The following is a 26,082-nucleotide window of genomic DNA, read 5'->3' on the forward strand; positions in this document are numbered from 1 at the left end:
CGAGCGATGGTTACCCTCAGCATCCACTCCTACACTTACGCCATTCACCCACTGCCGCGCCTGTCTGCCAGCCAACGGAGCAGTCTGCCTATGCCACGGCCCACCAGTCGCCTGGAGCGTTTCCTGCTCGCCGCGGTCCTCTTCGTGTTGGTGTGGTTGCCACTTCCCCTGGGCAGCAATCGCGACTGGGCGGTTGGGCTGTTCATCCTCCTGATGGGTAGCCTGGGCTGCATCTGGGCGATCGGACAGTTGCGCGGCGGCGTGGTGCGGAGCACTCGCAACAATGCCATCAGGACCGCCCTGCCGCTGCTCGCACTGCTGCTGTTCACGCAGGCCTGGGTGGCGGTGCAATGGCTGGCCGGACTGACGGTGGATGAGGGGGCGACCTTCCAGTACCTGATGCTCGGCCTGGCCTACTGCCTGTTGTTCTTCCTGGTGGTCAGCCTGTTCCACACCCGAAAGCGACTCAGTCTGCTGCTCGGCACCCTGGTGGTCAGCGGCACCTTGCAGGCCTTCTTCGGCGCCTTCATGACCCTCTCCAACCTGGAGTGGCTGCTGGCCGTTCCCAAAAGCAGCTATCTCGGCGACGCCACCGGCACCTTCGTGAACCGCAACCATCTGGCCGGTTACCTGGAAATGACCCTGGCCTGCGGCATCGGCCTGCTCCTGGCCCTGCGCGATGGCCGCCCCTTCAGCTGGGTCAATGTGCTGGAGCTGCTGCTGGGCCCCAAGGCACGCCTGCGCCTGGCACTGGTGGTCATGGTCATCGCCCTGGTCATGACCCACTCGCGCATGGGCAACACCGCCTTCTTCGCCAGCCTGTTGCTGGTGGGCGGCCTGTTCGTGCTGCTGGAAAGGGAGCACCGCCTGCGCAATGGCCTGGTGCTGGCCAGCATCATCCTCATAGACCTCCTGGTGATCAGCCAGTACTTCGGCCTGGAAAGGCTCAAGGACCGCGTGCTCGATACCCGCATGGAGGACGTGGTGGTGAATGGCGAGGTGGTCCAGCAGGCCAACGAAGTGCGCGACGATGTGTTCAGCTACGCCCTGCACCTGCTAAGGGAACGCCCGCTGGTCGGCCAAGGCGCCGGCAGCTTCGAAGCGGTGTTCCCCAAGTACCCGGGCGAGGACATCCGCATCCACTTCGACCATGCGCACAACGACTACATCCAGTTCGCCGTCGAGTTCGGCCTGCTCGGCAGCCTGCCGCTGGCCGCCTTCGTCCTGTCGGCCCTGTGGCATGCATTCAAGGCGCTTTGGCGGTGCGAGTCGGTCTATCGCAGGGGGGTAGGTTTCGGCGCCGCGATGGGCATCATCGCCCTGCTGATCCACTCCACCACGGATTTCAACCTGCAGATTCCGGCCAACGCCGCCACCCTGGTGGTCCTCTGTGCGATTGCCGTGCTCGCCGGAAACCAGGTGGCGCTGCGCAAGCACTCGGAACGAGCGCAGCAAGCTCGATCCGCCCCTGCGTGAAAGCCCATCAACGCTGCTAGCTCTCCGGCTCGGCCGAGCGGCTTCTCGACTCCCCTTCCCGCTCGCGGCGAACACGCAAACAACCGTGCAACCGCAACGAGCAGATCCACCCCAGCAATACGCCCAGGGCGTTGGCCAGCATGTCGGCGGTCGATGGCGTGCGATTGGGCAGCAGGCCCTGGCCGAGCTCGATCAACAGCCCGATTCCCAGGCAGAAGGCCAGGAGCCAGATGAAATGCAAGCGGGGAAACGCCAGCCGCGAGGTCGCCGCCAAGGCGGCAAAACCGAGCAGATGATGCAGCTTGTCCTGCTGGTCGACGGCCTCTGGCAAGGGCTCGGGCTTCAGGCCGGTGAACAGAATGATCGCCAGCACCGTGAGAAAAGGCAGAACGCGCAGATATCGCATACGAGAAGCTCTCGATGTTTTCAGACCGCCATCGATGCACCGCGATCTAGCCAAGGAGTTGAGCGAGCTTTTCCTTGAGCAGCAGCCAGGCGAACTGGCTGTTGGTGGTCAGGTAGCGCTTCCACATCCGCCGCGGCTCCTGGATGACCCGATAGAGCCATTCCAGCCCGTAGTGCTGTACCCACTTCGGGGCACGCTTGACCTTGCCGGCAACCACGTCGAAGGTGCCGCCCACCCCCATCACGAAGGCCACGCCCAGCTGGTCGCGCCAGCGGTTGATGAAGTTCTCCTTCTTGGGGGACGTGATGGCGACGAACAGCAACTGGGCGCCGGAGGCACGGATCTCCTCGACCATGGCGGCCTCGTCATCCCAGAAGTAGCCGGAGTGGTAGCCCGCGATCCTGAGACCGGGGTACAGCGCCTGGACCTTCCTGGCCGTAGCGGCTACGACATCGTCCTTGGCTCCCAGCAAAAACACCGAAAAGCCGTTGGCCGCGCTCATCGCCAGCAGTTCGTGGAACAGGTCGACCCCGGCCACCCGCTCCGGCACGGCATGGCCGAGAAAGCGCGCGCCCAGCACCACGCCCATGCCATCGATATTGATGATGTCGCAGGAATGCACGGACTCGTTCAGCTGGGCATCACTGCGCATATGCACCAGCTTGGCGACATTCACGACCACATGCTGGGTAAAGCGGCCAGCAGATACCGCACCACGAATGACATCAACGGTTTCGCCCATGCTCGCGACATCCATCGGGCAGCCCAACACTTCGATTCTCTGCATGATTCAACTCCGCGCGGTAACGGTTGTAGAAAGCAAGCGAGTAGTAGGCCCAGGCCTGGGTCCAGCGGGTGTAATTGATGCGATTGGTCAGCCAGGAGCTCTTCTGGTAGATGAACTGGCCCTTGTCGGGCCGGTACAGCAACTCGATGGCGCGCTGCAGCACCTTGTCGCAGAGCTGCAGATCGGAAGCGCCGCCGCCCACCTTGATGAGGGTGAACGCCGCCTGGGCAAAGCTGTGCATGTCGATCGGATACACCGAGTCGTTGTAATACCTGGCCGTCCCGTCTTCCTCGAAAAAGGTGTTCAGGTAGTAGGCGTAGCCCTGGCCGATACAGGCATCGAACTCGTCGCTGCCCGTGGCATCGCGCAGCATGCACAACGCCTCCAGGTTGAAACCGGTGTGAAAGCCGTCGATGAACTGGTGATGGTGGCGCGCGCCGTACACCCAGGAGCCATCGGCCGCCTGTTCCCGCACTGACTGGCGGGCGACCCGCAGCGCCTGCGCTACCAGCCCTTCATCGCCCAGCTGCGTACCGGCGAATGCGCACCAGGCGGCGCCCCACAGGCTGGCGTTGTGCACGAAGGCCCGCTCGCCGGGGATGTACGCATAGAAGTCGCGCCCATCAGCTTGCGTGTACAGATGGGTGGCGATGAAGCGCGCGCAATCCAGGGCGATGTCGATCAAGGCCTGGTCTGCGCTGAGCTGTCCCAATTCGTGAAGGGCACGCGCCACATAGCAGGTGGTGATGATGTTCGGCTTGCCCGCCGGTACATAGAACGCCCGCGCCTGCCAGTCGAAGTGGTAGCCCCAGCAACTGTGGGTCCACTCCCGTGGATCGCTGCGCTGGGCCAGCAGCCAGTCGGCCAGCTCGCGGGCCTCCTGCAGGTAGCGGGCTTCGCCGGTACGCCGGTAATCCTGCAACAGTCCGGAGATGAACAGCCCGACCCCTTTTGGATTGCGCCTTTTCGGCACGCGCAACAGGGGGCGCAAATTGATCGGTGAGCGCTTGCCCAATTGCAGCCAGGCCAGGCGCACCCACTCGAAGCGGTACAGCGGTGTGGCCTGAAGCAGCTTGCTGTTCAGCGAGTCGAAGGGGTCGTAACCGGCAAACTGCTCGGCACGAATAGAAGCGAGCAGCTGCGAGTTGAGATTGATCAGATCGCCCATGAAAGACGGTGCTCCCTGGACTCTTCCCCGGGTTACTCGGCCGCCAGTACGGCGGGATCGACGGTCAGGGGCATCCCCAGGGCAAGCGACTCGACCGCCATCACGGTCGCCAGGCTGGTGGCCATCAGGCAGTCATAATCCACACAGGGCCGGCCCGCCTGCAGGCCCTTGAGCCAGGCGCTGATCATGCTTTTCTGGCCCTTGTCCTGAACGCCCAGCTTGCTGTGCCGGGCGTCGCTGTCGCCGCTGAACAGCGCTACTTCCCTGAAGTCATGGATCTGCGCCGAGCGCCCGCCACCAAAGACCTCGATGTACTCCTTGGCCATCGCCTTGGCGCCTTCGGCGGTGTAGGTGATGTTGGCCACGCTGCCGTTCTCGAAGGTAAGCGACAGGCACAGGTTGTCATTGAGCAGCGCCGACTTTTCCGCCTTGCTGCTGCCCACGGCATACACGGTCTTCACATGGCTGCCGACCAGGGCCGCGGCCAGGTCGATGAAGTGGCAGCCCTCACCAATCATCCGGCCACCGCCCACCTGCGGATCCTGGATCCAGTGATTGGCTGGAATGGCCCCCGCGTTGATTCGGATGTTCACCACCAGCGGGCTTTTCACCGAGGCGAAATGCTCGATCACCTGGCGGGTCGCCGGCGCGAAGCGACGGTTGAATCCGACCATCACCTGGGCTTTGCCGCAGCGGCCGTAGGCCTGGTGGATGTCACCCAGCTCGGCCACCGACAGGGCCAGCGGTTTCTCCACATACACGTGCTTTCCGGCATTCAGCGCATCGCGCACGGCCGCACCATGGGTATCGTGGCGGGTGGTGACCACGATGGCGTCGGTATCGCCCTGCAGCAGCTCGGCATAACTGCCGGCACAGAAGGCGAAGCCGAACTGCCTGGCCACCCCCTGGGCAGAGCGGCCGCTGGCGGTTACCAGCCCGTTGAAAGCCACCTGGTTACTGGCCTGCATGGGCGGCAACAAACTGGCGGTGGCGTAGTTGCCGGCGCCATAGAAGGACAGCTTGACCTTTTCGCCCGTGACAACAGCCGGTCTCACGCTGATGCGGGACGACGCGCTCGCCTTCACAGGTGCTGGGTTGTACTGCAGCAGGATGCCCAGGTAGGGCTCGGTTTTCTGGCCTTCGATCAACTGGTAGGCCCTGGCCGCCTCCTCCACCGCAAAGCGGTGAGTGATCAGGCCCTTGATATCCAGCTTGCCCTGGGAAACCAGGGACAGGAAGGTTTCCATGTTGCGCTGCTCGGTGAAGCGCACATAGCCATAGGGGTAATCGTTGCCGCTCTCCTCATAGAAGGGGTCATAGCGGCCAGGCCCGTAGGAGCGGGAAATGACGACGCTGACCTCCTTCTTGAAGTAATCCTCCCGCGGGATATCCATGCGCACCGCGCCCACCACCACCACGCGGCCTTTCTCACGGGTCACGGCGCCACAAAGCTGGATGACGGCATTGCTCGAGGTACCCGCGCAAACCAGCACGCCATCGACACCGTGCCCAGCCGTCAAGGCATTGCAGACACTCACCACATCCCCATCAGGCGGCACGCCCACGGCCCCATAGCCTTCGGCACGGCCCACCAGGGACGGATCGAGATCAGTGCCGATCACGTTGCAACCATTGGCCTTCAGCAACTGCACGGCAATCTGTCCGAGCAGGCCAAGCCCCACCACCAGGAAGGTTTCCCCCAGCAGCGGCCCGGCCAGCCGCACACCTTGCAGAGCGATCGACCCCACGGTGGTAAAGGCCGCCTCCTCATCCGACACATTGGCCGGAATCTTCACCACCAGGTTCTTCGGCACCGCCACGAACTCGGCATGGTTGGCATAGTCGGCCCCGCCGCAGGCCACCCGGTCACCCGGCTGGATACCTTCGACCAGGCCACCTGCCGCAATGACCGTGCCGGCGCAGCTGTAACCCAGTGGCGACGGAGAATCGAGGCGCGAATTGACGGTCTGCAGGGTTTTCTTCAGCCCCTCGGTCCTGATCTTGCCGATCACCTGCCTGACCAGGTCCGGGCGTGCCTTGGCCTTCTGCAGCAGGCTCTTCTTGCCCATGTCGATCTTGGTCTTTTCAGTACCGGCACTGATCACCGAAGTGCTGTTTTGCACCAGGATGAATTTGTCGTTGAGTGTCGGGACAGGAACATCGTTGGTTTCAACGACTCCGGTGCGCAGGGTTTGGGTGACTTGTTTCATACAGACACCAGCCGGCGATTTCTCAACCATTGTTCGAGCGTGAGGAGGTGCCAGATCTTCTGGGCGTTATCCTCACGACCACTGACCTCGTCTTCGATCAATTTCCTTATGAATGTCGGCTTGAGTATTTTCCTTCCTGACAGGCCGCCGTCAGAAAGCAAATAGTCACTTACCAGCCCCTGAAGATCATTCTTTATCCATGCACGAAGCGGCATGGTGAAGGACGATTTGGGGCGGTAGATGATTTCGTGCGGCAGCCAGCGTTCGGCAACTTTCTTGAGAATGTATTTCTGATTGCGCCCCTTGAGTTTCAATCCGCTATCGATCGAGAACGCGGCTTTCATGACTTCGATATCAATGAACGGGACACGAACCTCGGTTGAGGCAGCCATGCTGGCGCGATCACTGTAATTCAAGTTGAGTGAAACCATGAACTTGTTTATATCGGTAAAACACATGGCATCGACCAGATCACGCCTCTGCCGGGCGTAATCGAACGACTCGTGATGATTCCTCCGGATTTCCATCAGGCCGGATGAAATATCCGACTCGAAGGCCGCGTCCAGGGATTCGAGGTCATAGTAGGTATAACTGCGGAAGAAAGCGTCCGCCTCAGGCAGTCCCGAAAAGGAGAAGAACCGTTTTGCCCACCTGGCCATTCTGTTCCCCCGCTCCGAGGAGGCCACGGGCATTGCCATTATTGGCCATTCGACAAGCGCACGAATCCGACTGGGAATTATTCGATATCTGGCCGCCAGCTTATTCGCCAGGTGCTTGCGGTAGCCTGCGAAAATCTCGTCGGCCCCCATGCCTGACAGCAACACCTTCACGCCGGCCCGATGTGCTGCGTCACAGATGAGAAAAGTGTTGATAGCCGCTGAATCGCCGATGGGCTCGCCCAAGTGCCCGACAATCTTTGGCAGCAGGTCGGCAAGGTCTGGTTTCACTTCAATGGTGTGCAGCATGACACCCAGGTGCTGGGCAACTTTCCTTGCGTAGTAGGCATCATCAGCCATGGCCTCGTGTTTCTGGTCCTGCCCGGAAAACTTTATCGTGTAGCAGTCCAGGCTATCGAGGTGCTTGCGAGCCATCGCGACCAGAAGGCTGGAGTCGAGGCCGCCCGATAGAAAAGCATTTACCGGGACATCGGCGACCAAATGCGCCCTGACCGATTCCTCCAGGACCTTATCCAGGAGCTCAGTAGCAGCACGTTCGGAATTTATCTGAGAACTGCTATCCAAAAGCGAGCGTGTCGACCAGTACGCACGCTTCTCGACCTTGCCCTTGGCGCTTATGCGCAAATATGTCCCCGGCGCAAGCTTCCTGACATCATCCCAGATGCAATTCTCTTCCGGAATCCAGACGTAGAGCATGGATGCAGCGAGTGCCAAGTTGCTTACCTGCAAATCGGATGGGCATGCCTGCTCTATCGCCTTCAACTCAGAGGAAAATACGAATCCATCAGCGCTTTCAACGTAATAAAGCGGTTTTATCCCGAAGTGGTCACGGGCAATGAAGGTGTCTTTCGTGTTGCAGTCATGTATGGCAAACGAAAACATCCCACGAAGCATGTTCAGCGACCTAGCGCCGTAACGCCGCCATAGCTCCAGGACTACTTCCGTGTCTGACTCGGTAATGAACGAGACGTCATCCAGGGAGGATTTCAGTTCTCGGTAGTTGTAGATCTCCCCGTTGAAAACTATGACGAGCCCACCTTTCACGAAAGGCTGGCTGCTGCGTTCCGACAGGTCGATGATTGACAGGCGCAGATGCCCCAGCGTGCAGCCCTCGTCAGACCACACCCCGGACGAGTCTGGACCACGATATGCAATTGCATCGTTCATGGCCCGCACAACATCGCTCATCCCGCTACGGTTGTATTTGATATAGCCATTGATGCCACACATGACTAGTAGAGCTCCGCTGAGATTTTTCCGATCGTGTTCAACAGGGACTTCTTGAAAGCACTTTCCCGGTACATCGCCTCATAGCGACGGCGCCCTACATCGCCAAATCGTCCAACCAGACTCTTGTCCGCCGCCAGGGTCGAAATGCATCTGACGAGTTCAGCAACATCATGCTCAGGAAACAACAGGCCGCATTCACCGCCGGAAAGTATCTCGGGTACAGCCCCAGTCGAGGACGCAATCACAGCCTTGCCGGCAGAAAGTGCCTCGACAACGACCAGAGGAAAGGTGTCAATGTATGATGGAAAGACAAGAACATCGCCCTGGGCAATGAAGTCGATCTTTTCTTGATCGTATAAAGCGCCAGAAAAACTGACGAATCCGCTGGTAATAAGTTCTTCATTCTCAATCTTCCAACGCTCTATTTCATCTTTCAATTCCAGGTCGAACCAGTCGCCAGCCAAGGAGATTCGGCAGTTGGTTTGTTGCTCATGCAGTATCCTGGCCGCCTGCAGCAGATAGAGCGCGCCCTTGCCCCTGACAAAATTGGAGAAATAGAAAAAATGGACGGGTTGCTGCTCGGTTTTCCTTTTCCTGCAGCCAACGAGATCCTCCGCACAGTTCGGCACCACCCAAAAGCGCTGCTTTTCCACAAGCCCGTCGACTTCGCGCCAGAACAAGGATGACAAATGAATTACGTCGGCTTCGGCGAAGGCAAATCTATAAATAGCTCTTTTGAGTCTTGACTTGCTCGACTCAATACCGCGCCCATGCAGGTGCAGGATTCTTTTCACGCGAAAAACCTTCAGGAACGCGACAATCATGGCGTCACGATAAAATGCGACACCGCTGGGACATAGTGCGAAATAACAAGCGGAAGGACGATGGACTGTAAGCACATAAAGGATCTTGCACAGAAGAAAGAAAACCTTGACGAGCTTGAGCAACGATACCGAACCTACGTCATTCAGGTCGCTGGCATTGGACAGGTTTATAGACAAAGTAGAGGGGTAGGCCTCCAGAATCGCATCATGGGCTCTCACATTCATCACTGAAGCGCCATGCGTGGGGGGAGGGAGTTGCCCAAGGAAAAGGAATTTCTTTTTCAATTGGATTCTCCGCTGGCAAATCTTATAGAGTCTATTATTCCCCTTGCCGCATTTTCATAGTTATAGGGTGCAACTTCCTCGCAAGCGTTCCTCGAGAACTGCTCAAGACGCCTTGTGTCTTCAAGAAGACCTATTGCCTTCCGAGCCCAGAGCTCCACGTCCAACGGCAAGACGTAACCATTCACATCGTCTTTGACCAGTTCGTGTGCTGCGCCGGCATTGCTACAAGTGATCACGGGCGTCCCGGCGGCACATGCCTCGTTTGCCACCACTCCCCAGGGATCTGTTCTTGTGGGAAAAAACAACAGTTTCGCTGACGCATACTCCGCAGCGAGCCTGGCCGGATCGATGAAGCCTCTATAGCAGTAATCCACCGCCATGGTTTCCAATCTGGAAAGTATCTCATCGCGTAATGGGCCATCCCCCACAAGTTTTACTTTCAGGTTTTTCTTGACCAGGGACATTCGACTAATGACATCAAGAGAAAAATCGAAAAGCTTGCGACTGATGAATTGGCCACACAAAATTATGTGATAAGGCCTGTCACCCGGAGCGATGTAGTTTTCCGTATAGCTTTCGTTATCGGCACAAAGGTGGGACTGAAAGCATCTTTCCCTTTCTGCGCCATAGGACTCGAACATTTGTATGGTCTTCAAGCTCGCGCCTATGCATGCATCCATACGCGGATATGTGGCTTTCCTTAATAGCTGGTGGACCAGGCTCAGGTCCTTTTCGCAAGATAGCGTTGCATCGGAGAAGGTAATTGTTTTCCTTCCCCTGGCCTTGGCCCACAAATAAGCCGTTATCATGGGAAAGGAAAACCCACTCAATATGACAATGGCAGGGTCTTCTTTCTGAAGCACCCGCAACACATCAGACCACAGGTAAATGGTTCGCCCGTTGAACTGGATTGACTTTGACTCAAGAAAGATATGCCTGTAGCCACCAAACTCAAACTTCCATTCCCTGTTCGGCTCTATGGGCGCACAAAACACCACCGAATATTCCGAGCAAAGTTCCTCGCTTACAATCTCATGAATCTTTTCGCGGTAAGGAGCAGGTATATTGGTTACAAATACAGTACTCATTACTCTCTCGCCATGTATGGATTGATCTGGAAGAATCAATATCCTGCGACAATGAACTGGCAACGCCGCTTAAATGAAACACGACGTTTCCGGTTGCTGATCTGGAATTCATGCTTTCATGGCCGCGCCCTGCAATCGATCAATACCGTGGACCAGGGCGTGACGAAAGGGAATGGCGGTGGACCTGTTGTCTTAGCGTCAATATCGAATGCTTGATGATCAGGTACCGCTTGAGCTTCGTGTATTGCGTCCTCATCCGTGAGGAGATCGGAATGTATCTGGTGAAAAAGTACCTCATCAATCGAGGCATGAATTTCTTGATTGGGCTATCAGGTGAATCCTTCAGGAACAAGACATTGCTTATTTCGCTGAGATAGTGATGCCTGAGCTTCTCGAGCATGATCGAGATTTCTGTTTCGTAACGCCCCTTCAACTCCTGATTCAGCACCTTCAAGGAGTGATGCATCTGACAAATCAGGCGATGCTGGGATTCGGGTATTATCTTTCGAGAACTCCATGAACCCACCGCTGTCATCCGATAAAAACTCATAAGCTCCGGGATATACAACGCACCACTATCAGCCGCCCCCATGATCTGGATGAAATAGTCGCCGAAGGGACAGTCGCTGAGCCAACCAGGAAGATTATCCATGGCGTCTCTGGTCATCATGATGGAGGCGGTGTGCATGTAGTCGCCATCACCAAGTATGATAACCTTCGTAGAAAGTATCGATTGTCTATTCGGGTACAAGAACCTGCTTCTCGGCGTCTCGAAGAAAGCCTCTTCGCCTTTGTCCGTATTACCCTGGAAATTTCTATGGAAACAGATTTTTATTTCCGGGTTATCCTGCATCGCATTCAGCTGGCGCTGCAGCTTATCGGTGGTGATCCAGAAGTCGTCACCTTCGCAGAGCGCAATATAGTTCCCCCTGGTCTCTTGTATGACCTTGCATAGCAAGCCGTAAGGGGACTTCGAGTATTGGTTTTCCTTTTGAATTATTGGCTTGATTATCTTCGGGTATTTTCGCCAATACTCCCTGATTTTTTCTGCAGTCGAATCTGTCGATGCGTCGTCATTGACAATGATTTCAAATGGAAAATCTGTTTTCTGGATCAGGAAACCGCGAATTGCATCATCAATGTATCGCTCCTGGTTGTATGTCAGGCACACAATACTGACGACGGGCCTTTCAACATTCTCTTGCCATGACGCCATGACTTCGGCTTCTGAAGGAACCCTTGCATCTCTAAATTCATTTAGATTGAAAACTTCCATGACAGCCTCATTGGCATATTTGTCTGGTTGTCCGGAGGCGGCTCCGTGGCTTGGCCAGGAACGCGAATAACACCGTTCGCCATCAATGGCCTGTCGACATTTGCTAGCTGGTCAGGATTCCGAGGTTGCGATATGCCGAGTTATCCAGTTTTTACCGGTGCTTGAGAGCGCCAGGGAGACTGCAGTTGCAATGGTGGCAATCCCCAGAACCAATACCAGACTTTGCATCCTGGATTCCGGCGGGATGCTCAGGCCGAGTAAAACCAGCGGCAGAATCATTGCCAGTATGATGATCCGGGCGACATCGTTGACGATCCAGGAAACGTGCAGGCCTGGCTCGAATTTGTGATGAACGTAGGCAACCCAGATCAGCAGGGAAAAAGCATTGTTACCCAGCCAGGCGTAGCCGGCTCCAATACCGCCATGGTTGATGGCGGCGAATGTGATACTGGGGATCAGCACAGCAGCCATACCTGCACTGCCGATCAGGTGGTAGCGCAAGTTCCCTATGGCGTATTGCAGATAGTACGGAAAGGCGGAGATAGCCAGGAAACCATTGCCAATGGCGTACAGGCGCATGATAGGCGCAGCTTCGGCAGCCAGTTGCGCCTCGCCGGTCCAGGCGAACAACAGTGGTTCGGCGCAGGTAGCCAAGGTAATAGCGGCGGAACCACAGATAATGCTGACCAGCTGGGTCGCATTACGGTAAACCTCGATCATCTCGTCATGCTTGCCTTCAGCATGCAGCCTGGCCATACGCGGCATGATGGCGTTACTTATCGGCCCGCTGACGACCATGATGCCACCAGCGACCAGTACGGCGAGCGTGAAGTAGCCGTATTCCGCGAGTGGCAGGATCCCGGAAAGCACCAACTTGTCGATCTGCGTGACCAGTACCCAGAGCGATGAGGTAAAGGCGATGGTCAGCGCGAACTTCAGCAGGGGCCTTACAGGGCGCAACGACCAGCCGATGCGATGATCCAGGCTACTGCGTGCCGGCAGCAGGCGCAGACTCATCAGAAACAGGCCGAGTATTTCCACCAGCGCGACGACCAACTGGTGAATGAAGAATACGAACGGCGTGAAGCCGAACAGCCACATGCTGGCAAGAACGCCGATAAAACGCAGTGTGGCGATCAGGGCATTGAAGCCACTGAGCCAGACCAGGCGTTCGCTGCCAGTGACCACGCCGCGGTACAAACCGCCCATCCAGCGCAGGGCAACGCTGATGGCCATGATCTGTACCGCCAGTACCACGTCATCCACTGGCAGCTCGGCGACATTGAGCCAGCGGGTCGCAATCACCCCGGAAAGCAGCCACAGACCTCCGCCACCAATCACGGCAATGCCGGCAAAAATCAGGCTGAGGGCGCGAAACAGCTGCCGATAGGCCAGCGCCGACATGGCCCCGCCATGGTAACGAGCGGTTTCGCGGCCAATGGTCGGGGTCAGGCCAAGATCCAGCAAGGCGAACCAGGCTTGAAGCATGGCGAAGAAGCCCACGAGGCCATAGGCTTCTGCCCCCATATATTTGATATACAAGGGCAGGATCAGGATACCCACGGCGGTGACATAAATCTGGCTAGCGTAATTGGCCAGAATATTATGGTTGAGAGACAATTTGCGTTTCACCGTTAGATATCATGTTTCAGGGAAATCTTTCGAATCCCGGGAAACTTCCGATTTGAAATGCAACCCGCCGTACCCGGGCAGGAATATTCTCAGTTTTCCAGCAATGAGAACCTGCTCAACATCTGGCGAATCTGCTCGACGCTATTCTGCATCAGCACATCGATGATCGACAGATTGGCGACAAAGGGCTGCTTCAATTGCTTGTATTCTATCGGGTCAATGCGATGGAAGCGCAGTTGCATGCCATGACTCATGAAGTAATCAAAGCAATACAGACTTCTCCCACCGATCGGATTGACATAAGTCTTTCCTCCCAACACTTTCATGGTCTGGATGACCCGATCCTGATGGTCGATCGGTGGTGGTAGAGTCAAGTCGGAAGAACGTATGACCGGTGTGGTGATATGCAGGTACGCACAGGTCTCACGAATGGCGTTCTCGGCATACCGCGCCAGATTGTTTTGCGGGTAGCGCAGCACCTGCTCCAGCCAGGGGAGTACAGTCTTGACGAAAGGGGCGCGCGAATAATTCAAGGAAATTGTCCTGATAATCCTGGACAACTCATCCTGGATGTTATCGCAGAGATGCCGCTGATTTATGTTGAGGGTATGGCAATCCTTCTTGAGGGGAAACGTTATGAATCTTGGTTCGCCATTGACAAGAATCCGGTTACGATTGACCCAGCCCTCCTTGACGTACTGCAAATCATCCCCCAGCACGAACAGATCCGAGGCAGCTATCAACTGAAAATACCCCAGATACGGGAACAGGTAGGGCTGCATCATTGCAATCGTTTTGGACATCATCGCACCTCTTGGAAAAGTTCCCACAGCCGTCTTGTGGTGCTACTCCAAGCGTCTGAACTCGCTCGCCAGCATCGACATTTGAACCACGTCCAGGTAGGCACCTTCCTTGAAAACCGCTTGTCTTTGCACCCCCTCGACTGAAAACCCACTCTTCTTATAAAGAGAGATTGCTCGTTCGTTATCGGCGACCACAGCCAGATAGACCCGATTCAAGTTCAAGTCGAGAAAAGCATGCTCAAGTGCCTTATCGGTGGCGAATGCGCCAACACCCCTACCCTGGAAGTCCCGCTCGCCAATCCAGATGGCGAACTCGCAGTCTCTCACGACCCAATCGATAGACAGAAGATAGACGGCACCAACGATTCTGTTGCTTGCCCTCTCGCAAATCGCAAGCCTTACGCAACTACTCCTGCTGGATAGATAAGATTCCATCCAGGCGGAATCGACCTCCTCGGAAATATATCTGAAGGGTGCCCCGAGCGATCTGATGATCCCTCGGTCATTTCTCCACCTGTTTATGTCCTTTATATCATCTCGCGCCAACTCCCTAAGATAAAAATCACTCATTACCAATACTCCCGTTAATTATTCTTATGGCGACCCCGTAGTTTTTTTCGCTATAACGCTGGTCGCATGGTATGGGATACAGATTATTGACGAGTTCGCATTCAAGAGAATTGGATCTCAAACGAGACAGGCATTTCGCCCAATAAGTCGGGGTAAACACTCTTTCCCTTATCAGGGTCTCCCTGAGGTTTGCCAGCCCTTTGAAGAATGGATAGCATAACGGCCCATCGACAGCCTCTACTTCCAACTCCAACCTATTGTGCAGCCCAAGCTCTTTATGGAGATACCTGAAGTTTTCGTTCCTCCTCAATCTCACGGATTCATAATCGATACTTGAAAGAAGCCTTTCCGTCAGCGCAGACATCTTTCTGCACTGGAGGTCTTCGAGTGTCTTTTCTGCTGCCTGGTAATCCGCATAGCCGGACTCCGGGGTTCCAGCCAGACGTTTCAGGAGATGAAGCGAGCGCTGGATCGATCCATCGTCCGTTATCTCCGGCTCAGGAATGGGAAGTTTCGTGATCAGCAGTCCGCCATCCGGCACTCCGAAAAACTTGCGCGGCGAGTAAAGAGTGGCCAGACAGTCGAGCGGCGGTGCAAAAAAAGCCTGGGAATGATCAAAAACAACCTGCTTGGAATTGAATTTCTCCAGTATTTCGCGCTGCCGCTTCGAACAGACGCCAAAATAATTCACATACAGGAGCCAATCTTCAGGGTGGAGGTTTATTTCATCCTTTATCGAGAAGTCTTCATTCAATGAATAAAAGGAAACCTCGATACCTGCCCGGTCCAACGGACCGAGCATGGAGTCACAGATGTAATGCGGCATCCAGACCTTGCGTGGGCGGCCTGCGCAGAGCAACGCATGGAAGCTGGCACGTGCAGTCTGAAACCGGAATGCCTCCGGATATAAACCCGTGGTTCCTGACGGTAATTCAAGCTCGAAATATCCGCCAACAGCCTCATTCATGACTTCTCACCCTGATTAATCAGCGTTCCACAGTTTCCAAAGCGACCGGGTATCGCCCGGCCAATACAAAAGCGAAATTACCCACAGATGAGACGTTGCATACGAAGTCAATATATATTCCTGTCCTGAAATATCCTTTCACGCTCTATCGACTATTTCTGATGACCTCGCCTACGGCGTTGATCGATGCTTCCTGCAGTGCCGGATACATCGGCAGGCAGATCACCTTTTCAGATATCGAGTGCGCTACCGGCAGGTTGTTGCGCTGCGCCGAGACCAGGCCCCGGTACATCGGGAACTCGCTTATCAGCGGATAGAAGTAGCGGCGACCGAATATGTTGTTCTCTTTGAGCTTCTGGTACAGCTCGTCGCGGCTCAGCGGGTAATCCGCCTCGACCAGGATCGGGAAGTAGGAGTAATTGGCGACCTTTTGACCGGTCCTCTCGACGACACGGATGCCTTCGACATCTTTCAGCTGTTCGCGATAGGCCTGGTCGATCTCCTTGCGGCGGGCGATGGCACGGTCGATATGCTGGAGCTGCAGCAGACCGAAGGCGGCGTTTATCTCGCTCATCTTGCCGTTGATGCCGGAGGCGACAACTGTGACCTCATCGACAAAGCCGAAGTTCTTCAGATTGTTGATGCGCTGCTTGGTCTTGGCATCCGGGCAAATGATGGCGCCGCCTTCGAAGGTGTTGAACACCTTGGTGGCATGGAAGCTCAGCACGCTGAGGTCGCCGTGGCGGAGAATGCTGCCACCTGCATCCTCTACCCCAAAGGTGTGCGCTGCGTCGTAGATCACCCGCAGGTTGTAGTTGTCGGCGATTCTCTGGATGGCTTCGACATCGCACGGATTGCCATAGCAGTGCACCGGCATGATGGCGGTGGTCTGCGGGGTGATGGCGGCTTCGATCCTGGCCGGGTCGAGATTGAGGGTGTGTGGATCGATATCCACGAATACGGGCTTGATGCCGTTCCACAGCAGGGAATGGGCGGTCGCGACGAAGGAGTACGGCGTGGTGATGACCTCACCCGCCACGCGCAGCGCCTGCAATGCCGTCAGCAGGGCAATGGTGCCATTGTTGAACAGGGCGATGTGCTCGACGCCTAGGTAGTTGGCCAGGGCAGATTCCAGCTCCTTGTGCATCGGCCCGCCATTGGTGAGGATCTTGTTTTCCCAGATGTGCTGCAGATAGGGAAGGAACTCGTCCAGCGGCGGCAGATAGGGTTGGGTGACGTAAACCGGTTTGTCGTTCATACGAACTCCCTCACCAGGGACAGAAGATACTGGCCATAGCTGTTCTTGCTCAGGGACTGGCCGACCCGGTACAGGTGATCGGCATTCAGCCAGCCATTGCTGAAGGCAATTTCTTCCAGGCAGGCGATCTTGAAGCCTTGGCGCTTCTCGACGGTTTCGACGAATACGCCGGCTTCCTGCAGGCTTTCATGGGTACCGGTGTCCAGCCAGGCGAAGCCGCGGCCGAGCAGTTCGACATAGAGGTCGCCGCGCTCCAGATACACCTGGTTGATGCTGGTGATTTCCAGCTCGCCGCGGGCGGACGGCCTCACCTGCCTGGCGATCTCCACCACGTCGTTGTCGTAGAAGTACAGGCCGGTGACGGCGTATTGGGACTTGGGCTTGAGCGGCTTTTCCTCGATGGAGACCGCACGCTTTCGCTCATCGAACTCCACCACGCCGAAGCGCTCCGGGTCCTTCACCTGATAGCCGAACACGGTGGCGCCTTTCCCGCGCCGGGCGGCCTCGCACAACATGAGCCGGAAGCCCTGGCCGTAGAAGATGTTGTCGCCGAGCACCAGGCACACCGAGTCGGTGCCGATGAACTCTTCGCCAATCATGAAGGCCTGCGCCAGGCCATCGGGGCTGGGCTGCACGGCATAGCTCAGATTGATGCCGAACTCGCTGCCATCACCGAGCAGGCGCTGGAACCCGGCCATGTCGTCTGGAGTGCTGATCAGCAGGATGTCGCGGATCTCCGCGAGCATCAGTGCCGACAGCGGGTAATAGACCATCGGCTTGTCGTAGATCGGCAACAGCTGCTTGGACACGCCCCGGGTGATCGGGTACAGCCGGGTCCCGGAACCGCCGGCCAGGATAATGCCTTTCATCATTTTCCAGTCCTGTGCAAAAGCGCCGAGGCGCTCGGTCTTGGGGCGTTTCGGATCGGTCAGTCAGCAGCCGAGCCATGAAGCCGATGAAGCCGGTGCGCATGGCGCACCCTACGGTTGGCCCAGTGCTCAGGTCGGCCCAACGGACGTGGACTCTTACGCCGTCCAGACGCCGCGGGTATCGACGGTCTTGTGGCTGCCGAGGATGGTCGCGGGGATTTCCTTGAATTCCTTGTGATCGACCAGCAGCACGATCACATCCGCCTCCTCCAGCGCCGCCTCGATGCTACTCAGGCTCAGCGTGCCGGCCAGCTTGCCCGGCAGCTCGTCGATATTCGGCTCGACGGCCAGCACCCGGCCTGGATGGGTCGCCACGATCTGTTGGGTGATCGCGACGGCCGGACTCTCGCGCAAGTCGTCGATATTCGGCTTGAAGGCCAGGCCGAAGCAGGCGATGGTCACCTCCCTCGCCGATTTCTCCGGGTTGGCCTGCAGGAATTCGGCGACTGCCAGCTTGACCTTGTCGATCACCCACAGCGGCTTGCTGTCGTTCACTTCGCGCGCGGTGCGGATCAGCTGTGCCTGTTCCGGGGTCTTGCTGACGATGAACCAGGGATCGACGGCGATGCAGTGCCCTCCCACGCCCGGGCCCGGCTGCAGGATATTGACGCGCGGGTGGCGGTTGGCCAGGCGGATCAGTTCCCAGACATTGATGTCGAGCTTGTCGCAGATCATCGACAGCTCGTTGGCGAAGGCGATGTTGACGTCACGGAAGCTGTTTTCCGTCAGCTTGCACATTTCCGCCGTCCGGAAGTTGGTGACGATGCACTCTCCCTCGACGAAAAGTTCGTACAGGCTGGTAGCGGCAGCCGAACATTTCGCGGTCATGCCGCCGATGACGCGGTCGTTCTGCACCAGTTCGCGCAGCACGTGGCCAGGCAGTACGCGCTCCGGGCAGTAGGCCACGCGAATGTCGGAGCCTTCGCCGTGGGTTTGCGGAAAGGTCAGATCAGGCCGGGCCTCCGCCAGCCAGGCCGCCATCTGCTCGGTAGCGCCAACCGGGGAAGTGGACTCAAGGACGACCAGGTTCCCTTTCTTCAGGACCGGGGCAATGGATTTGCTGGCCGCCTCGATATAGCTGAGGTCGGGTTCATGGTCGCCCTTGAAGGGCGTGGGCACTGCGATCACGAAAGCATCGGCAGGCTCAGGGATGGTGGTAGCCCGCAGCAGACCTTCGGTGACCACGGCATTCACCACCATCTCCAGGTCGGGCTCGATGATGTTGATCTGGCCGCGGTTGATGATGTCGACGGCCATCGGGTTGACGTCGACGCCGATCACCCGCTTCTTGCGTGAAGCGAACACCGCTGCGGTGGGCAGGCCGATGTAACCCAGGCCGATGACGGAGATGGTCTGGAACGCCAGGGAAGGTCCGTGAATGTTTCGAGCGGAATCATTGACGGCTCGCAGCTGGTTGTCATGGGCGAGCGCGCTCCTGGCCGAGCGGCTATCGCGACCGCAGGGGACTTCGTAGAGGGCCTCGCGGATGCGCTGACAGGCCTTGCCGTCCCCATAGGGGTTGTGGGCATGGCTCATGGCCCGGTAGGCCTCGTGATCGAGCAGCAGGCAGTTGAGCTCACGGACGATATTGGCGGTTTCGGTACCCACCAGCTTGACCGTCCCGGCGGTTACCGCCTCCGGCCGCTCGGTGGTATCCCGCATCACCAGGACCGGTTTGCCAAGGGAAGGGGCTTCCTCCTGGATACCGCCGGAGTCGGTGAGGATGATATGCGCCCGGCTCATCAGGTAGACGAAGGGCAGATAATCCAGCGGGGCGATGAGGTGGATATTGTCGATACCGGAAAGCAGGCGGTGGACCGGCTCGAGCACGTTGGGATTGAGGTGCACCGGGTAGACGATATCCACGTCAGGATGCAGCTGCGCGATCTCCATCAGTGCCTGGCAGATGCGCTCGAACCCCTCGCCGAAACTTTCCCGACGGTGGCCCGTGACCAGGATCAGTTTGCGGTGGGAGTCGAGGAATGAGCTCAGGGCGGCAGCCCTTTCACGCCGCTCCTGGTCCTGATCGAGGCGCGCCACCACATCGAGCAACGCATCGATCACGGTATTGCCGGTGACGAAGATCTTTTCTCTACAGATCCCTTCCGCGAGCAGATTGGCCTGCGAGGCCTCCGTTGGCGCGAAGTGTCTATCGGCAAGTACGGCGGTGAGCTTGCGATTGCCCTCTTCGGGCCAGGGTGAAAGGAGGTTGCCGGTGCGCAACCCTGCTTCCACATGCGCCACCGGGATCTGCTGGTAATAGGCCGCGAGACTGGCGACGAAGGTCGTCGTGGTATCGCCGTGCACCAGCACCACATCCGGCTTGAACTCGCTGAATACGCCTTTCATCCCCTGCAGGATGTTGCTGGTGACGTCCGTGAGGTCCTGGCCCGGCTTCATGATGTTCAGGTCGAAGTCCGGCCTGATGGCGAACAGGTCGAGCACCTGGTCCAGCATTTCGCGATGCTGACCGGTGACGCAGACCTTGATCTCGAAGCGCTCGTCTGCGGCCAGGGCGAGAACGAGGGGGGCCATCTTGATGGCCTCGGGGCGAGTGCCGAAGACACAGAGGGTTTTCATGCTGTGGTCCTTCAAGTTCGCTTTATCGGGACTTCGGCGAGCCATTGGCCCGCCCACATCGGGTCGCGGGCAAGCCCGCACCTGCAAAGGCAGTTGTCTGGGAACGGCAGGGGGAGGCGCTGCTAATAGATGTCTTTGGAGAACAGCGCGAAAGGCGTCTGGAACAGGATCTTGATGTCCAGCCACAACGACCAGTTGTTGATATAGGCGAGGTCCAGCTCCACGCGTTTCTGCATCTTGTCGATGGTTTCGGTTTCGCCCCGGCAGCCATTGATCTGCGCCAGGCCGGTCATGCCGGGCTTGATCCGGTGGCGGGCCATGTAGGCGGCGATCTTGCCGATGTAGTAGTCGTTGTGCGCCACGGCATGGGGGCGAGGGCCGACCAGGGACATCTGCCCCAGCAGCACGTTGAACAGCTGCGGCAGTTCGTCGATGGAGGTACGGCGGATAAAGCGGCCGACCCGAGTGATCCGCGGGTCGCCGCGCCGCGCCTGGGTGACCTGGGGGTCGTCGTGCAGGCGCATGGAGCGGAACTTCCAGACCTTGATGATGGTGCCGTTCCAGCCATGGCGATCCTGCTTGAACAGGACCGGGCCGGGCGATGAACACTTCACGGCAATGGCCGTGGCCAGCAGCACGGGGCTGAGGGCGATGAGTGCCAGCAGCGCCGCCGCGCGGTCCACCAATGCCTTGCTCAGGGCCGCGCTGGGATAGGCCGAGAGCGGGCACTTGTTCAGGTGAATGGCCGGCATGCCTTCGATGTCGCCGACCGAGTGGTTGAGCGGCATGATGCTGTGCAGGTCAGGCAGCCAGACCACGTCGATATTGGCGTCGAGCAACTCGAAGTACAGCTCTTCGATCTTCTTGGCCGCGGTCAGCGGCAGCGCGATGTACAGGCGACTGATGTGATGGATGACGATCAGATCACGCAGGTTCGCGAGGTTACCGATTACCGGGTAGCGGCTGCTGTTCGGCAATGGCTCCTCACCCGCCGCGACCAGGCCGATCACGGGGCCGTACTTGTTTTCCACCAGCTTGTCCGCCAGGTTCCAGGCCAGCTCGCCGGTCCCGATGATCAGCGAGGCGCGCGCGGCTCGATGCTTCCGCTCGTAGCGCCTGGCGAAGGTATGCAGCGGCACATAGGCGCCTGCCTGCAGGGCAAAGCCCAGCATCCCCCAGGCGATGGCCACTTCACGGGAGAACTGTTCACCGGTCTTGGTAACGATCACGGCCACCGTGAGGCCACCCAGCAGAATCAGCCAGCCGCCGAGCAAACGGCAAAGGCCGACCAGGTAGCCATGCTTCTTGTGGTAGACCCGCATCAAGGAATAGATGGGCACCGAACCGAACAGGGCGAACAGCGCCAGCATGCGATAGTGCAGTCCGACCTCGCCGGTCTCCATCAGCGCCAGCGCGCAGAGCAGCGTGATCATCGAACTGACGGCCACCAGCCATTGACCCCAGAAGGTCAGACCGCGGCCGAAGAAATTCAGGCGACCGGCCATGAAGGTCAAGCGACGGCCCGTTCGAACGTCGGGACCGCGACTGGTGGATGCTCCATTGCTGGCTGGAGCGGTTGCTTCGGGCTGTGACACGACGAATACCTGCAAATGGCAAAGCGTGGATCATGGCCTCCTTGCGCCTGTCTCCTGTGCTACCCACCTCTACTGAGCTCCTACGCACTGCGCGAGCTTTCGCGTGCTCCTGAGCTCATGACTCAGGCCGTCGCACAGCACCTGGATCCTCCCGGCTCGCTGGGCGACTTCCAGCAGATGCAGCGCCTCGGCATTGCCGAAGGCCAGACTGCGCCTGGCGGATTCGAGGGTTGCCCGACGCTGGGCCGGGCTCAGATGCGGCCATGCGTTCAGCCCGATTTCAGCCAGCTCGCGGTTCACACCGATGCGCCAGGGGCCAAGCTGAAATGCCTGGACCATGGCCCGATCGAACTCGTCATCGAACTCCTGGAGGTACAGCTTGCTGTGCGCCAGGCGTGCCCAAGTGTAAGGCCAGGTCGGCCGTGCACCTGTGGCGGCCCGGTAGGCGTCGAGCGCTGCGCGCCGGGAGTGCTGCGCAACGGAGTCGGCATAGGGCTGGCGGAACTGCTTCCAGCTGTAGATACGCCCGAGCCTGTCCAGCCGATCGCCATCTGCGACCGGGTACAGCTCGATGGCGCGCTGTGCCGCGTTGTGGGCAACGTCCCACGCCGCTGCGCCGGGCTCGTTGCCTCGCTTGTCCCACGAACCGATGAAGGCTTCGGCCTGATAGCTGGCAATACCCGCCAGCAGCATCCGGGCGCCTGCGACCAGCAGCCCGAAGGACAGCACCAGCAACAGCGCCGGCACCTGCTGCATGATCGAGCTCGCCCTTCGTGACTCGACATCCGAGCGCTTGCGGCTCCCTGGCCGGTCGAGCAACTGACCGGTGCTCATGCGAAATGGCTCTGCGCGATTTCCCAGGGCGTATGCAGGACCAGGGACTCGGCCTTCTCCTCGCCCACGATGCGCGCGGCACGCTCCATGCCCTCGCGGAGCAGGGGCGGGCGATGCTGGAGGTTGTGGGCATCGCTGGCGAGAATGGTCACCACGCCTTGCTCCAGCAGGGCGTGAGCGATCGCCTCGGCTGCCGGGCCAAAGCGACCGACCACGGAACCCGCCGTGACCTGCAGCAGGCAGCCCAGCTCGAGCAAGGGCTTGAGCCTGGACGGCGTGCGCATGATGTCCTTGTTGCGCTCCGGGTGGGCGATCATCGGCAGGATCCTGCGCTGCAGCAGCCAGGTGACCAGGCGTTCGGCGCCGAAGGGTATCCCCTCATGGGGGAACTCGAGCAGCAGGACCTTATGGCCCAGCCATTGGCCCAGGAACGGAATGCTTCTCTCGCCCACCCCCATCATCAGTTCCACGCCGAAGCGCACTTCCGCGGCTGCAGCCACCCGCAACGGGATGCCCTGCTCCTTGAGCGCCACCGCGAAGCGATCGCGCGCGCCCCGGATACTGGCCGGCGTGTTGTCGTAACGGCCGGGGTGGATATGCGGCGTGCAGACCAGGTGAGTGATGCCGTCCTGGACGGCCACGCGCGCCAAGGCAAGCGCAGCCTCAAGGTCAGGAGCCCCGTCGTCGATACCAGGTAGCAAATGGTTGTGCAGGTCGATCATGGCGTCTGGAGAAACTTTCTTTCGAACTTGCAAAGGGCCGTCCCGATTGGCCGGAAGTGAACATCCACACTCGTAGAACGTGGGCTTGCGCTAGCCCCCTGGAAGGGGGCGAATCCTCCACGTGCACAGGACCGTTCGCCTGGCCTGGACCGTAGGGTGCGCTGCGCGCACCGATTCCGGGATCGGCTTCGGCACCACGTCAAACCGCCGGTGCGCACGGCGCACCCTACCGGATCGGCTTCATCCTGCTGGCCTGGGTATTCGAATCGTCACAGGTGCAGAGCTCAGCGAGGCAGAGCCCTGATGGGCTTTTCGCGGGCAAAGCGATACCTGGGAGCACGAGCTCCAGCGTGAAATTTCCGGGTTATGCCGCGTTGGTCGGCAATGCGCCCAACGCGAATCAGGGCCTTGCTGGCCAGGTATCGATCAGGTCATGCAATGGACTGCCGCTCTGTCTGGCGCAGGAGGACGCGGGGGCCACCCGCTCGCTGTGTTCATACCTGCTTGATATTGCTGTAACCGTAATAGTCGTAGTAACCGCCGTAGCTGTAGCCGTAGCGCTTGGCCTTCTTGATATCCACCTGGTTGAGAACGATGCCGTTCACCTGGACATTGTTCTGCAACAGCTGGCCTATCCCCTTCTCCACCGACGGAATGGCGGTGGAGGCGGACTTGACCACGTAGATCACCGAGTTGGCGAAAGTCGCCAGCAGCACGGCATCGCTGACCGCCTGGGTCGGCGGCGAGTCGATGATGATGCGTTCGTACTTGCCCTTGAGCACTTCGACGGCCTTGGCGAAGCGCGGCGACGAGAGCAGCTCCAGCGGATTGGGCGGCACGGCGCCGGCGCCGATCATGTCGATGCCGTCCACCTGCCGGATGCAATCGTCCAGCGAGGCCGTGCCGGCAATCAGGTTGGCCAGGCCCGGCGTCCCCACCGGGAATTCGAAACTCCTGGCCAGGCTCGGGCGACGCAAATCGGCATCGATCAGCAGCACCCTTTCCATCTGCCCCAGGGCGAAGGCGAGGTTGGCCGAGACGGTGCTCTTGCCCTCGCCGGGAATGGACGAGGTGATGACCATGATCTTCTGCGGATAGTCGACTCCGGAGAGCACCACCCCCGTGCGAATGGTCCGGATCGCCTCGGAAAAGCTTTTTTCCTTGTCCGTGGCGAACATGCGGGCGAGCAGGCTGCGCTCCTTGTTCTTCAGCAGCGGCAGGATGCCGAGCACTGGAATGTTCAGGTGGAACTCCAGCTGCTCCGTGCTCTTGACGGTGTTGTTCAGGGTGTCCAGCAACAGGGTCAGGGCAACGCCCACGAACAGCGCGAACGCGGCGGCGATGCCGACGATCAGCCCTTTCTCCGGCTTGACCGGGGAGGTGGGCACTGCAGCCTGATCGACGACCCGGGCATTGGCGGTTTGCAGGTCGGACGTGGCGGTGGTTTCCTTCAGGCGGGTCATGAAGGTTTCGTAGAGCGTGCGGTTGGCATCCACCTCGCGCTGCAGCTCGCGCAGCTTGAACTCCTTGCGGGAAATGTTCTGGATCTGCAACTTGTTGGAGTTGAACGAAGCCTGCAGGGAGCTCTCGTTGGCGACGGCCAGCTGGTAATTGCGCTCGATACCGGCCACCACCTGCTCGACCTGGCCGCGCAGGCTGGCGGAGGCGGCACTCAGTTCGGAACGGGCGGCCTCCATGGACGGGTGAAGGGCACCATAGCGGCGCGACAATTCTTCCACCTTGGCCCTGGCCTTGGCCTCGTCGGCCTTGAACTGCTGGATCAGCGGGTGACCCAGGACAGCCGGGACACTCGCCAGGCGCTCCCAACCACTGCTGCGCATGGCCTGCACCTGGCGGTACTGGCTCTCGGCTTCCGCACGCTGGCGGCGCGCATCGATCATGCGGTCACCGGTGAGCGACAGTTCGGCAGCGCTGATGGTGGATACGCCCTTCACGTCGACCAGATTCTCCGCCTCGCGGAAGGCCTGCAGACGGTCTTCCGCCTCCTTCAGCTTGGTGCGCAATTCACCCAGGCGACTGTTCATCCAGGTGGTGGCGGTCATGGACATTTCCATGGTCGCCTCCAGCTGGCTTTCGATAAAACCTTTGGCCATGGCATTGGCGGCCTGGGCCGCCATCTGCGGATCCGCCATGTCCACCTGTACCTTGACCAACTGGCTCTTGCCCTGCGGTTCGACGCTCACACGCGCCATGAAGGCCTTGGTCACCATATCGAGGATCTGTGCCTCGCTGAGACCGCCCCCTTCCTCCAGGTCCCCGGGCAGGGTCACGGGCAGCACCTTGTCGAAGTCCAGTTGGGCCAGCAGGCCGCGGACGTCGATCAAGGGCTTGGGCTGTTGCCGCGGATCGAACTCGGGGTGGACGGTCAGGTTCAGATGGCGCACCACGCGCTCGGCCAGGGCTCGCGACTTCATCAACTCGAACTGGGTCTGCAGGTATTCGCTGCCGGCCCCCTCGAGGCCGTAGATCTTCTCGATGGAAACGACCTTGGCAGCCTTTTCTTCGATTATCAGGGTGGCGGCGGCGCGATAGATGGGCGTGATGGAAAACGCCGCAAGGACAGCGACCATGGTGACCACCACAACCAGGGTGAGAATGCTCCACTTCCGGTGCCAGAGGGTGCGCCAGATCTTCACCAGGTCGATCTCGTTGCCGAGCTCTTCCTGTCGCTGGGCGAGCAGACTGCGCTCGATGATATGCGTATGACTTTCCATGAGTGGGACACTCCTGAAAAAGTTAACGGC

The 26,082-nt window shown here is 58.8% G+C and carries 20 protein-coding genes and 1 pseudogene; 1 reads left to right on the forward strand and 20 read right to left on the reverse strand.

Features of this window, described 5'->3' with window-relative positions:
• Positions 1-90: 90 nt before the first annotated feature.
• Positions 91-1,476 (forward strand): O-antigen ligase family protein, encoded by a 1,386-nt coding sequence (locus ACFPU0_RS01440; protein ID WP_377691013.1) that lies wholly within the window; start codon positions 91-93, stop codon positions 1,474-1,476.
• A 16-nt stretch (positions 1,477-1,492) separates the two neighbouring features.
• Here the strand turns inward: ACFPU0_RS01440 and ACFPU0_RS01445 are convergent, their stop codons facing one another.
• From ACFPU0_RS01445 to ACFPU0_RS01540, 20 genes and pseudogenes are all read right to left on the reverse strand, one after another.
• Positions 1,493-1,882: a VanZ family protein gene (locus ACFPU0_RS01445; protein ID WP_377691014.1), complete on the reverse strand. Its 390-nt coding sequence runs from the start codon at positions 1,880-1,882 to the stop codon at positions 1,493-1,495.
• A 46-nt stretch (positions 1,883-1,928) separates the two neighbouring features.
• Entirely contained in the window at positions 1,929-2,624 is a 696-nt protein-coding gene (locus ACFPU0_RS01450) for a WecB/TagA/CpsF family glycosyltransferase (protein WP_377691015.1), read from the reverse strand.
• Positions 2,608-3,837 (reverse strand): hypothetical protein, encoded by a 1,230-nt coding sequence (locus tag ACFPU0_RS01455; protein WP_377691016.1) that lies wholly within the window; start codon positions 3,835-3,837, stop codon positions 2,608-2,610. The genes ACFPU0_RS01450 and ACFPU0_RS01455 overlap by 17 nt, the downstream gene beginning before the upstream one ends.
• 32 nt (positions 3,838-3,869) lie before the next feature.
• Positions 3,870-6,047 (reverse strand): bi-domain-containing oxidoreductase, encoded by a 2,178-nt coding sequence (locus ACFPU0_RS01460; RefSeq protein WP_377691017.1) that lies wholly within the window; start codon positions 6,045-6,047, stop codon positions 3,870-3,872.
• Positions 6,044-7,954, reverse strand: a complete 1,911-nt coding sequence (gene asnB / locus ACFPU0_RS01465) for an asparagine synthase (glutamine-hydrolyzing) (RefSeq protein WP_377691018.1) — start codon at positions 7,952-7,954, stop codon at positions 6,044-6,046. The genes ACFPU0_RS01460 and asnB overlap by 4 nt, the downstream gene beginning before the upstream one ends.
• 2 nt (positions 7,955-7,956) lie before the next feature.
• Positions 7,957-9,063, reverse strand: a complete 1,107-nt coding sequence (locus tag ACFPU0_RS01470; protein ID WP_377691019.1) for a glycosyltransferase family 4 protein — start codon at positions 9,061-9,063, stop codon at positions 7,957-7,959.
• Positions 9,060-10,151, reverse strand: a complete 1,092-nt coding sequence (locus ACFPU0_RS01475; protein WP_377691020.1) for a glycosyltransferase family 4 protein — start codon at positions 10,149-10,151, stop codon at positions 9,060-9,062. Before ACFPU0_RS01475 ends, ACFPU0_RS01470 begins: the two co-directional genes overlap by 4 nt.
• 139 nt (positions 10,152-10,290) lie before the next feature.
• The gene (locus ACFPU0_RS01480) at positions 10,291-11,427 is read right to left on the reverse strand and encodes a glycosyltransferase family 2 protein (protein ID WP_377691021.1); all 1,137 of its coding nucleotides are present in this window, start codon (positions 11,425-11,427) and stop codon (positions 10,291-10,293) included.
• A gap of 111 nt (positions 11,428-11,538) precedes the next feature.
• Entirely contained in the window at positions 11,539-13,059 is a 1,521-nt protein-coding gene (locus tag ACFPU0_RS01485) for an oligosaccharide flippase family protein (RefSeq protein WP_377691022.1), read from the reverse strand.
• Positions 13,060-13,148: 89 nt separating this feature from the next.
• Complete coding sequence (locus ACFPU0_RS01490; RefSeq protein ID WP_377691023.1) at positions 13,149-13,862, reverse strand: WbqC family protein; 714 nt, start codon at positions 13,860-13,862, stop codon at positions 13,149-13,151.
• Positions 13,863-13,904: 42 nt separating this feature from the next.
• Positions 13,905-14,432 carry a GNAT family N-acetyltransferase gene (locus ACFPU0_RS01495; RefSeq protein WP_377691024.1) on the reverse strand — a complete coding sequence of 176 codons (528 nt, stop codon included), beginning with the start codon at positions 14,430-14,432 and terminating at the stop codon, positions 13,905-13,907.
• Positions 14,425-15,399, reverse strand: coding sequence for a hypothetical protein (locus tag ACFPU0_RS01500; protein ID WP_377691025.1), 975 nt, complete (start codon positions 15,397-15,399; stop codon positions 14,425-14,427). The genes ACFPU0_RS01495 and ACFPU0_RS01500 overlap by 8 nt, the downstream gene beginning before the upstream one ends.
• A 145-nt stretch (positions 15,400-15,544) precedes the next feature.
• Positions 15,545-16,657 (reverse strand): DegT/DnrJ/EryC1/StrS family aminotransferase, encoded by a 1,113-nt coding sequence (locus ACFPU0_RS01505; protein WP_377691026.1) that lies wholly within the window; start codon positions 16,655-16,657, stop codon positions 15,545-15,547.
• Positions 16,654-17,526, reverse strand: a complete 873-nt coding sequence (gene rfbA / locus ACFPU0_RS01510) for a glucose-1-phosphate thymidylyltransferase RfbA (protein ID WP_377691027.1) — start codon at positions 17,524-17,526, stop codon at positions 16,654-16,656. Before rfbA ends, ACFPU0_RS01505 begins: the two co-directional genes overlap by 4 nt.
• 156 nt (positions 17,527-17,682) lie before the next feature.
• The gene (gene wecC / locus ACFPU0_RS01515; protein ID WP_377691333.1) at positions 17,683-18,951 is read right to left on the reverse strand and encodes a UDP-N-acetyl-D-mannosamine dehydrogenase; all 1,269 of its coding nucleotides are present in this window, start codon (positions 18,949-18,951) and stop codon (positions 17,683-17,685) included.
• A gap of 108 nt (positions 18,952-19,059) precedes the next feature.
• A pseudogene (wecB, locus tag ACFPU0_RS01520) lies at positions 19,060-20,166 on the reverse strand (non-hydrolyzing UDP-N-acetylglucosamine 2-epimerase); the annotation flags it as partial.
• Between the two features lie 122 nt (positions 20,167-20,288).
• Positions 20,289-21,671, reverse strand: coding sequence for an undecaprenyl-phosphate glucose phosphotransferase (locus ACFPU0_RS01525; protein WP_377691334.1), 1,383 nt, complete (start codon positions 21,669-21,671; stop codon positions 20,289-20,291).
• Between the two features lie 159 nt (positions 21,672-21,830).
• Positions 21,831-22,595, reverse strand: coding sequence for a hypothetical protein (locus ACFPU0_RS01530; RefSeq protein ID WP_377691028.1), 765 nt, complete (start codon positions 22,593-22,595; stop codon positions 21,831-21,833).
• Positions 22,592-23,317 carry a tyrosine-protein phosphatase gene (locus ACFPU0_RS01535; RefSeq protein WP_377691029.1) on the reverse strand — a complete coding sequence of 242 codons (726 nt, stop codon included), beginning with the start codon at positions 23,315-23,317 and terminating at the stop codon, positions 22,592-22,594. The genes ACFPU0_RS01530 and ACFPU0_RS01535 overlap by 4 nt, the downstream gene beginning before the upstream one ends.
• Positions 23,318-23,811: 494 nt before the next feature.
• Positions 23,812-26,052: a GumC family protein gene (locus ACFPU0_RS01540; protein ID WP_377691030.1), complete on the reverse strand. Its 2,241-nt coding sequence runs from the start codon at positions 26,050-26,052 to the stop codon at positions 23,812-23,814.
• Between the last annotated feature and the right edge of the window lie 30 nt (positions 26,053-26,082).

The sequence above is a fragment of the Pseudomonas sp. GCM10022186 genome (assembly GCF_042656385.1).
Taxonomy (GTDB): Bacteria; Pseudomonadota; Gammaproteobacteria; order Pseudomonadales; family Pseudomonadaceae; genus Metapseudomonas.

Excerpts from the sequence above, each read along its gene's own strand:
- ACFPU0_RS01440 (WP_377691013.1), top strand. The coding sequence starts at position 91 with ATGCCACGGCCCACCAGTCGCCTGGAGCGTTTCCTGCTCGCCGCGGTC.
- ACFPU0_RS01445 (WP_377691014.1), bottom strand. The coding sequence starts at position 1,882 with ATGCGATATCTGCGCGTTCTGCCTTTTCTCACGGTGCTGGCGATCATT.
- ACFPU0_RS01450 (WP_377691015.1), bottom strand. The coding sequence starts at position 2,624 with ATGGGCGAAACCGTTGATGTCATTCGTGGTGCGGTATCTGCTGGCCGC.
- ACFPU0_RS01455 (WP_377691016.1), bottom strand. The coding sequence starts at position 3,837 with ATGGGCGATCTGATCAATCTCAACTCGCAGCTGCTCGCTTCTATTCGT.
- ACFPU0_RS01460 (WP_377691017.1), bottom strand. The coding sequence starts at position 6,047 with ATGAAACAAGTCACCCAAACCCTGCGCACCGGAGTCGTTGAAACCAAC.
- asnB (WP_377691018.1), bottom strand. The coding sequence starts at position 7,954 with ATGTGTGGCATCAATGGCTATATCAAATACAACCGTAGCGGGATGAGC.
- ACFPU0_RS01475 (WP_377691020.1), bottom strand. The coding sequence starts at position 10,151 with ATGAGTACTGTATTTGTAACCAATATACCTGCTCCTTACCGCGAAAAG.
- ACFPU0_RS01480 (WP_377691021.1), bottom strand. The coding sequence starts at position 11,427 with ATGGAAGTTTTCAATCTAAATGAATTTAGAGATGCAAGGGTTCCTTCA.
- ACFPU0_RS01490 (WP_377691023.1), bottom strand. The coding sequence starts at position 13,862 with ATGTCCAAAACGATTGCAATGATGCAGCCCTACCTGTTCCCGTATCTG.
- ACFPU0_RS01495 (WP_377691024.1), bottom strand. The coding sequence starts at position 14,432 with ATGAGTGATTTTTATCTTAGGGAGTTGGCGCGAGATGATATAAAGGAC.
- ACFPU0_RS01500 (WP_377691025.1), bottom strand. The coding sequence starts at position 15,399 with ATGAATGAGGCTGTTGGCGGATATTTCGAGCTTGAATTACCGTCAGGA.
- ACFPU0_RS01505 (WP_377691026.1), bottom strand. The coding sequence starts at position 16,657 with ATGAACGACAAACCGGTTTACGTCACCCAACCCTATCTGCCGCCGCTG.
- rfbA (WP_377691027.1), bottom strand. The coding sequence starts at position 17,526 with ATGAAAGGCATTATCCTGGCCGGCGGTTCCGGGACCCGGCTGTACCCG.
- ACFPU0_RS01525 (WP_377691334.1), bottom strand. The coding sequence starts at position 21,671 with ATGGCCGGTCGCCTGAATTTCTTCGGCCGCGGTCTGACCTTCTGGGGT.
- ACFPU0_RS01530 (WP_377691028.1), bottom strand. The coding sequence starts at position 22,595 with ATGAGCACCGGTCAGTTGCTCGACCGGCCAGGGAGCCGCAAGCGCTCG.
- ACFPU0_RS01535 (WP_377691029.1), bottom strand. The coding sequence starts at position 23,317 with ATGATCGACCTGCACAACCATTTGCTACCTGGTATCGACGACGGGGCT.
- ACFPU0_RS01540 (WP_377691030.1), bottom strand. The coding sequence starts at position 26,052 with ATGGAAAGTCATACGCATATCATCGAGCGCAGTCTGCTCGCCCAGCGA.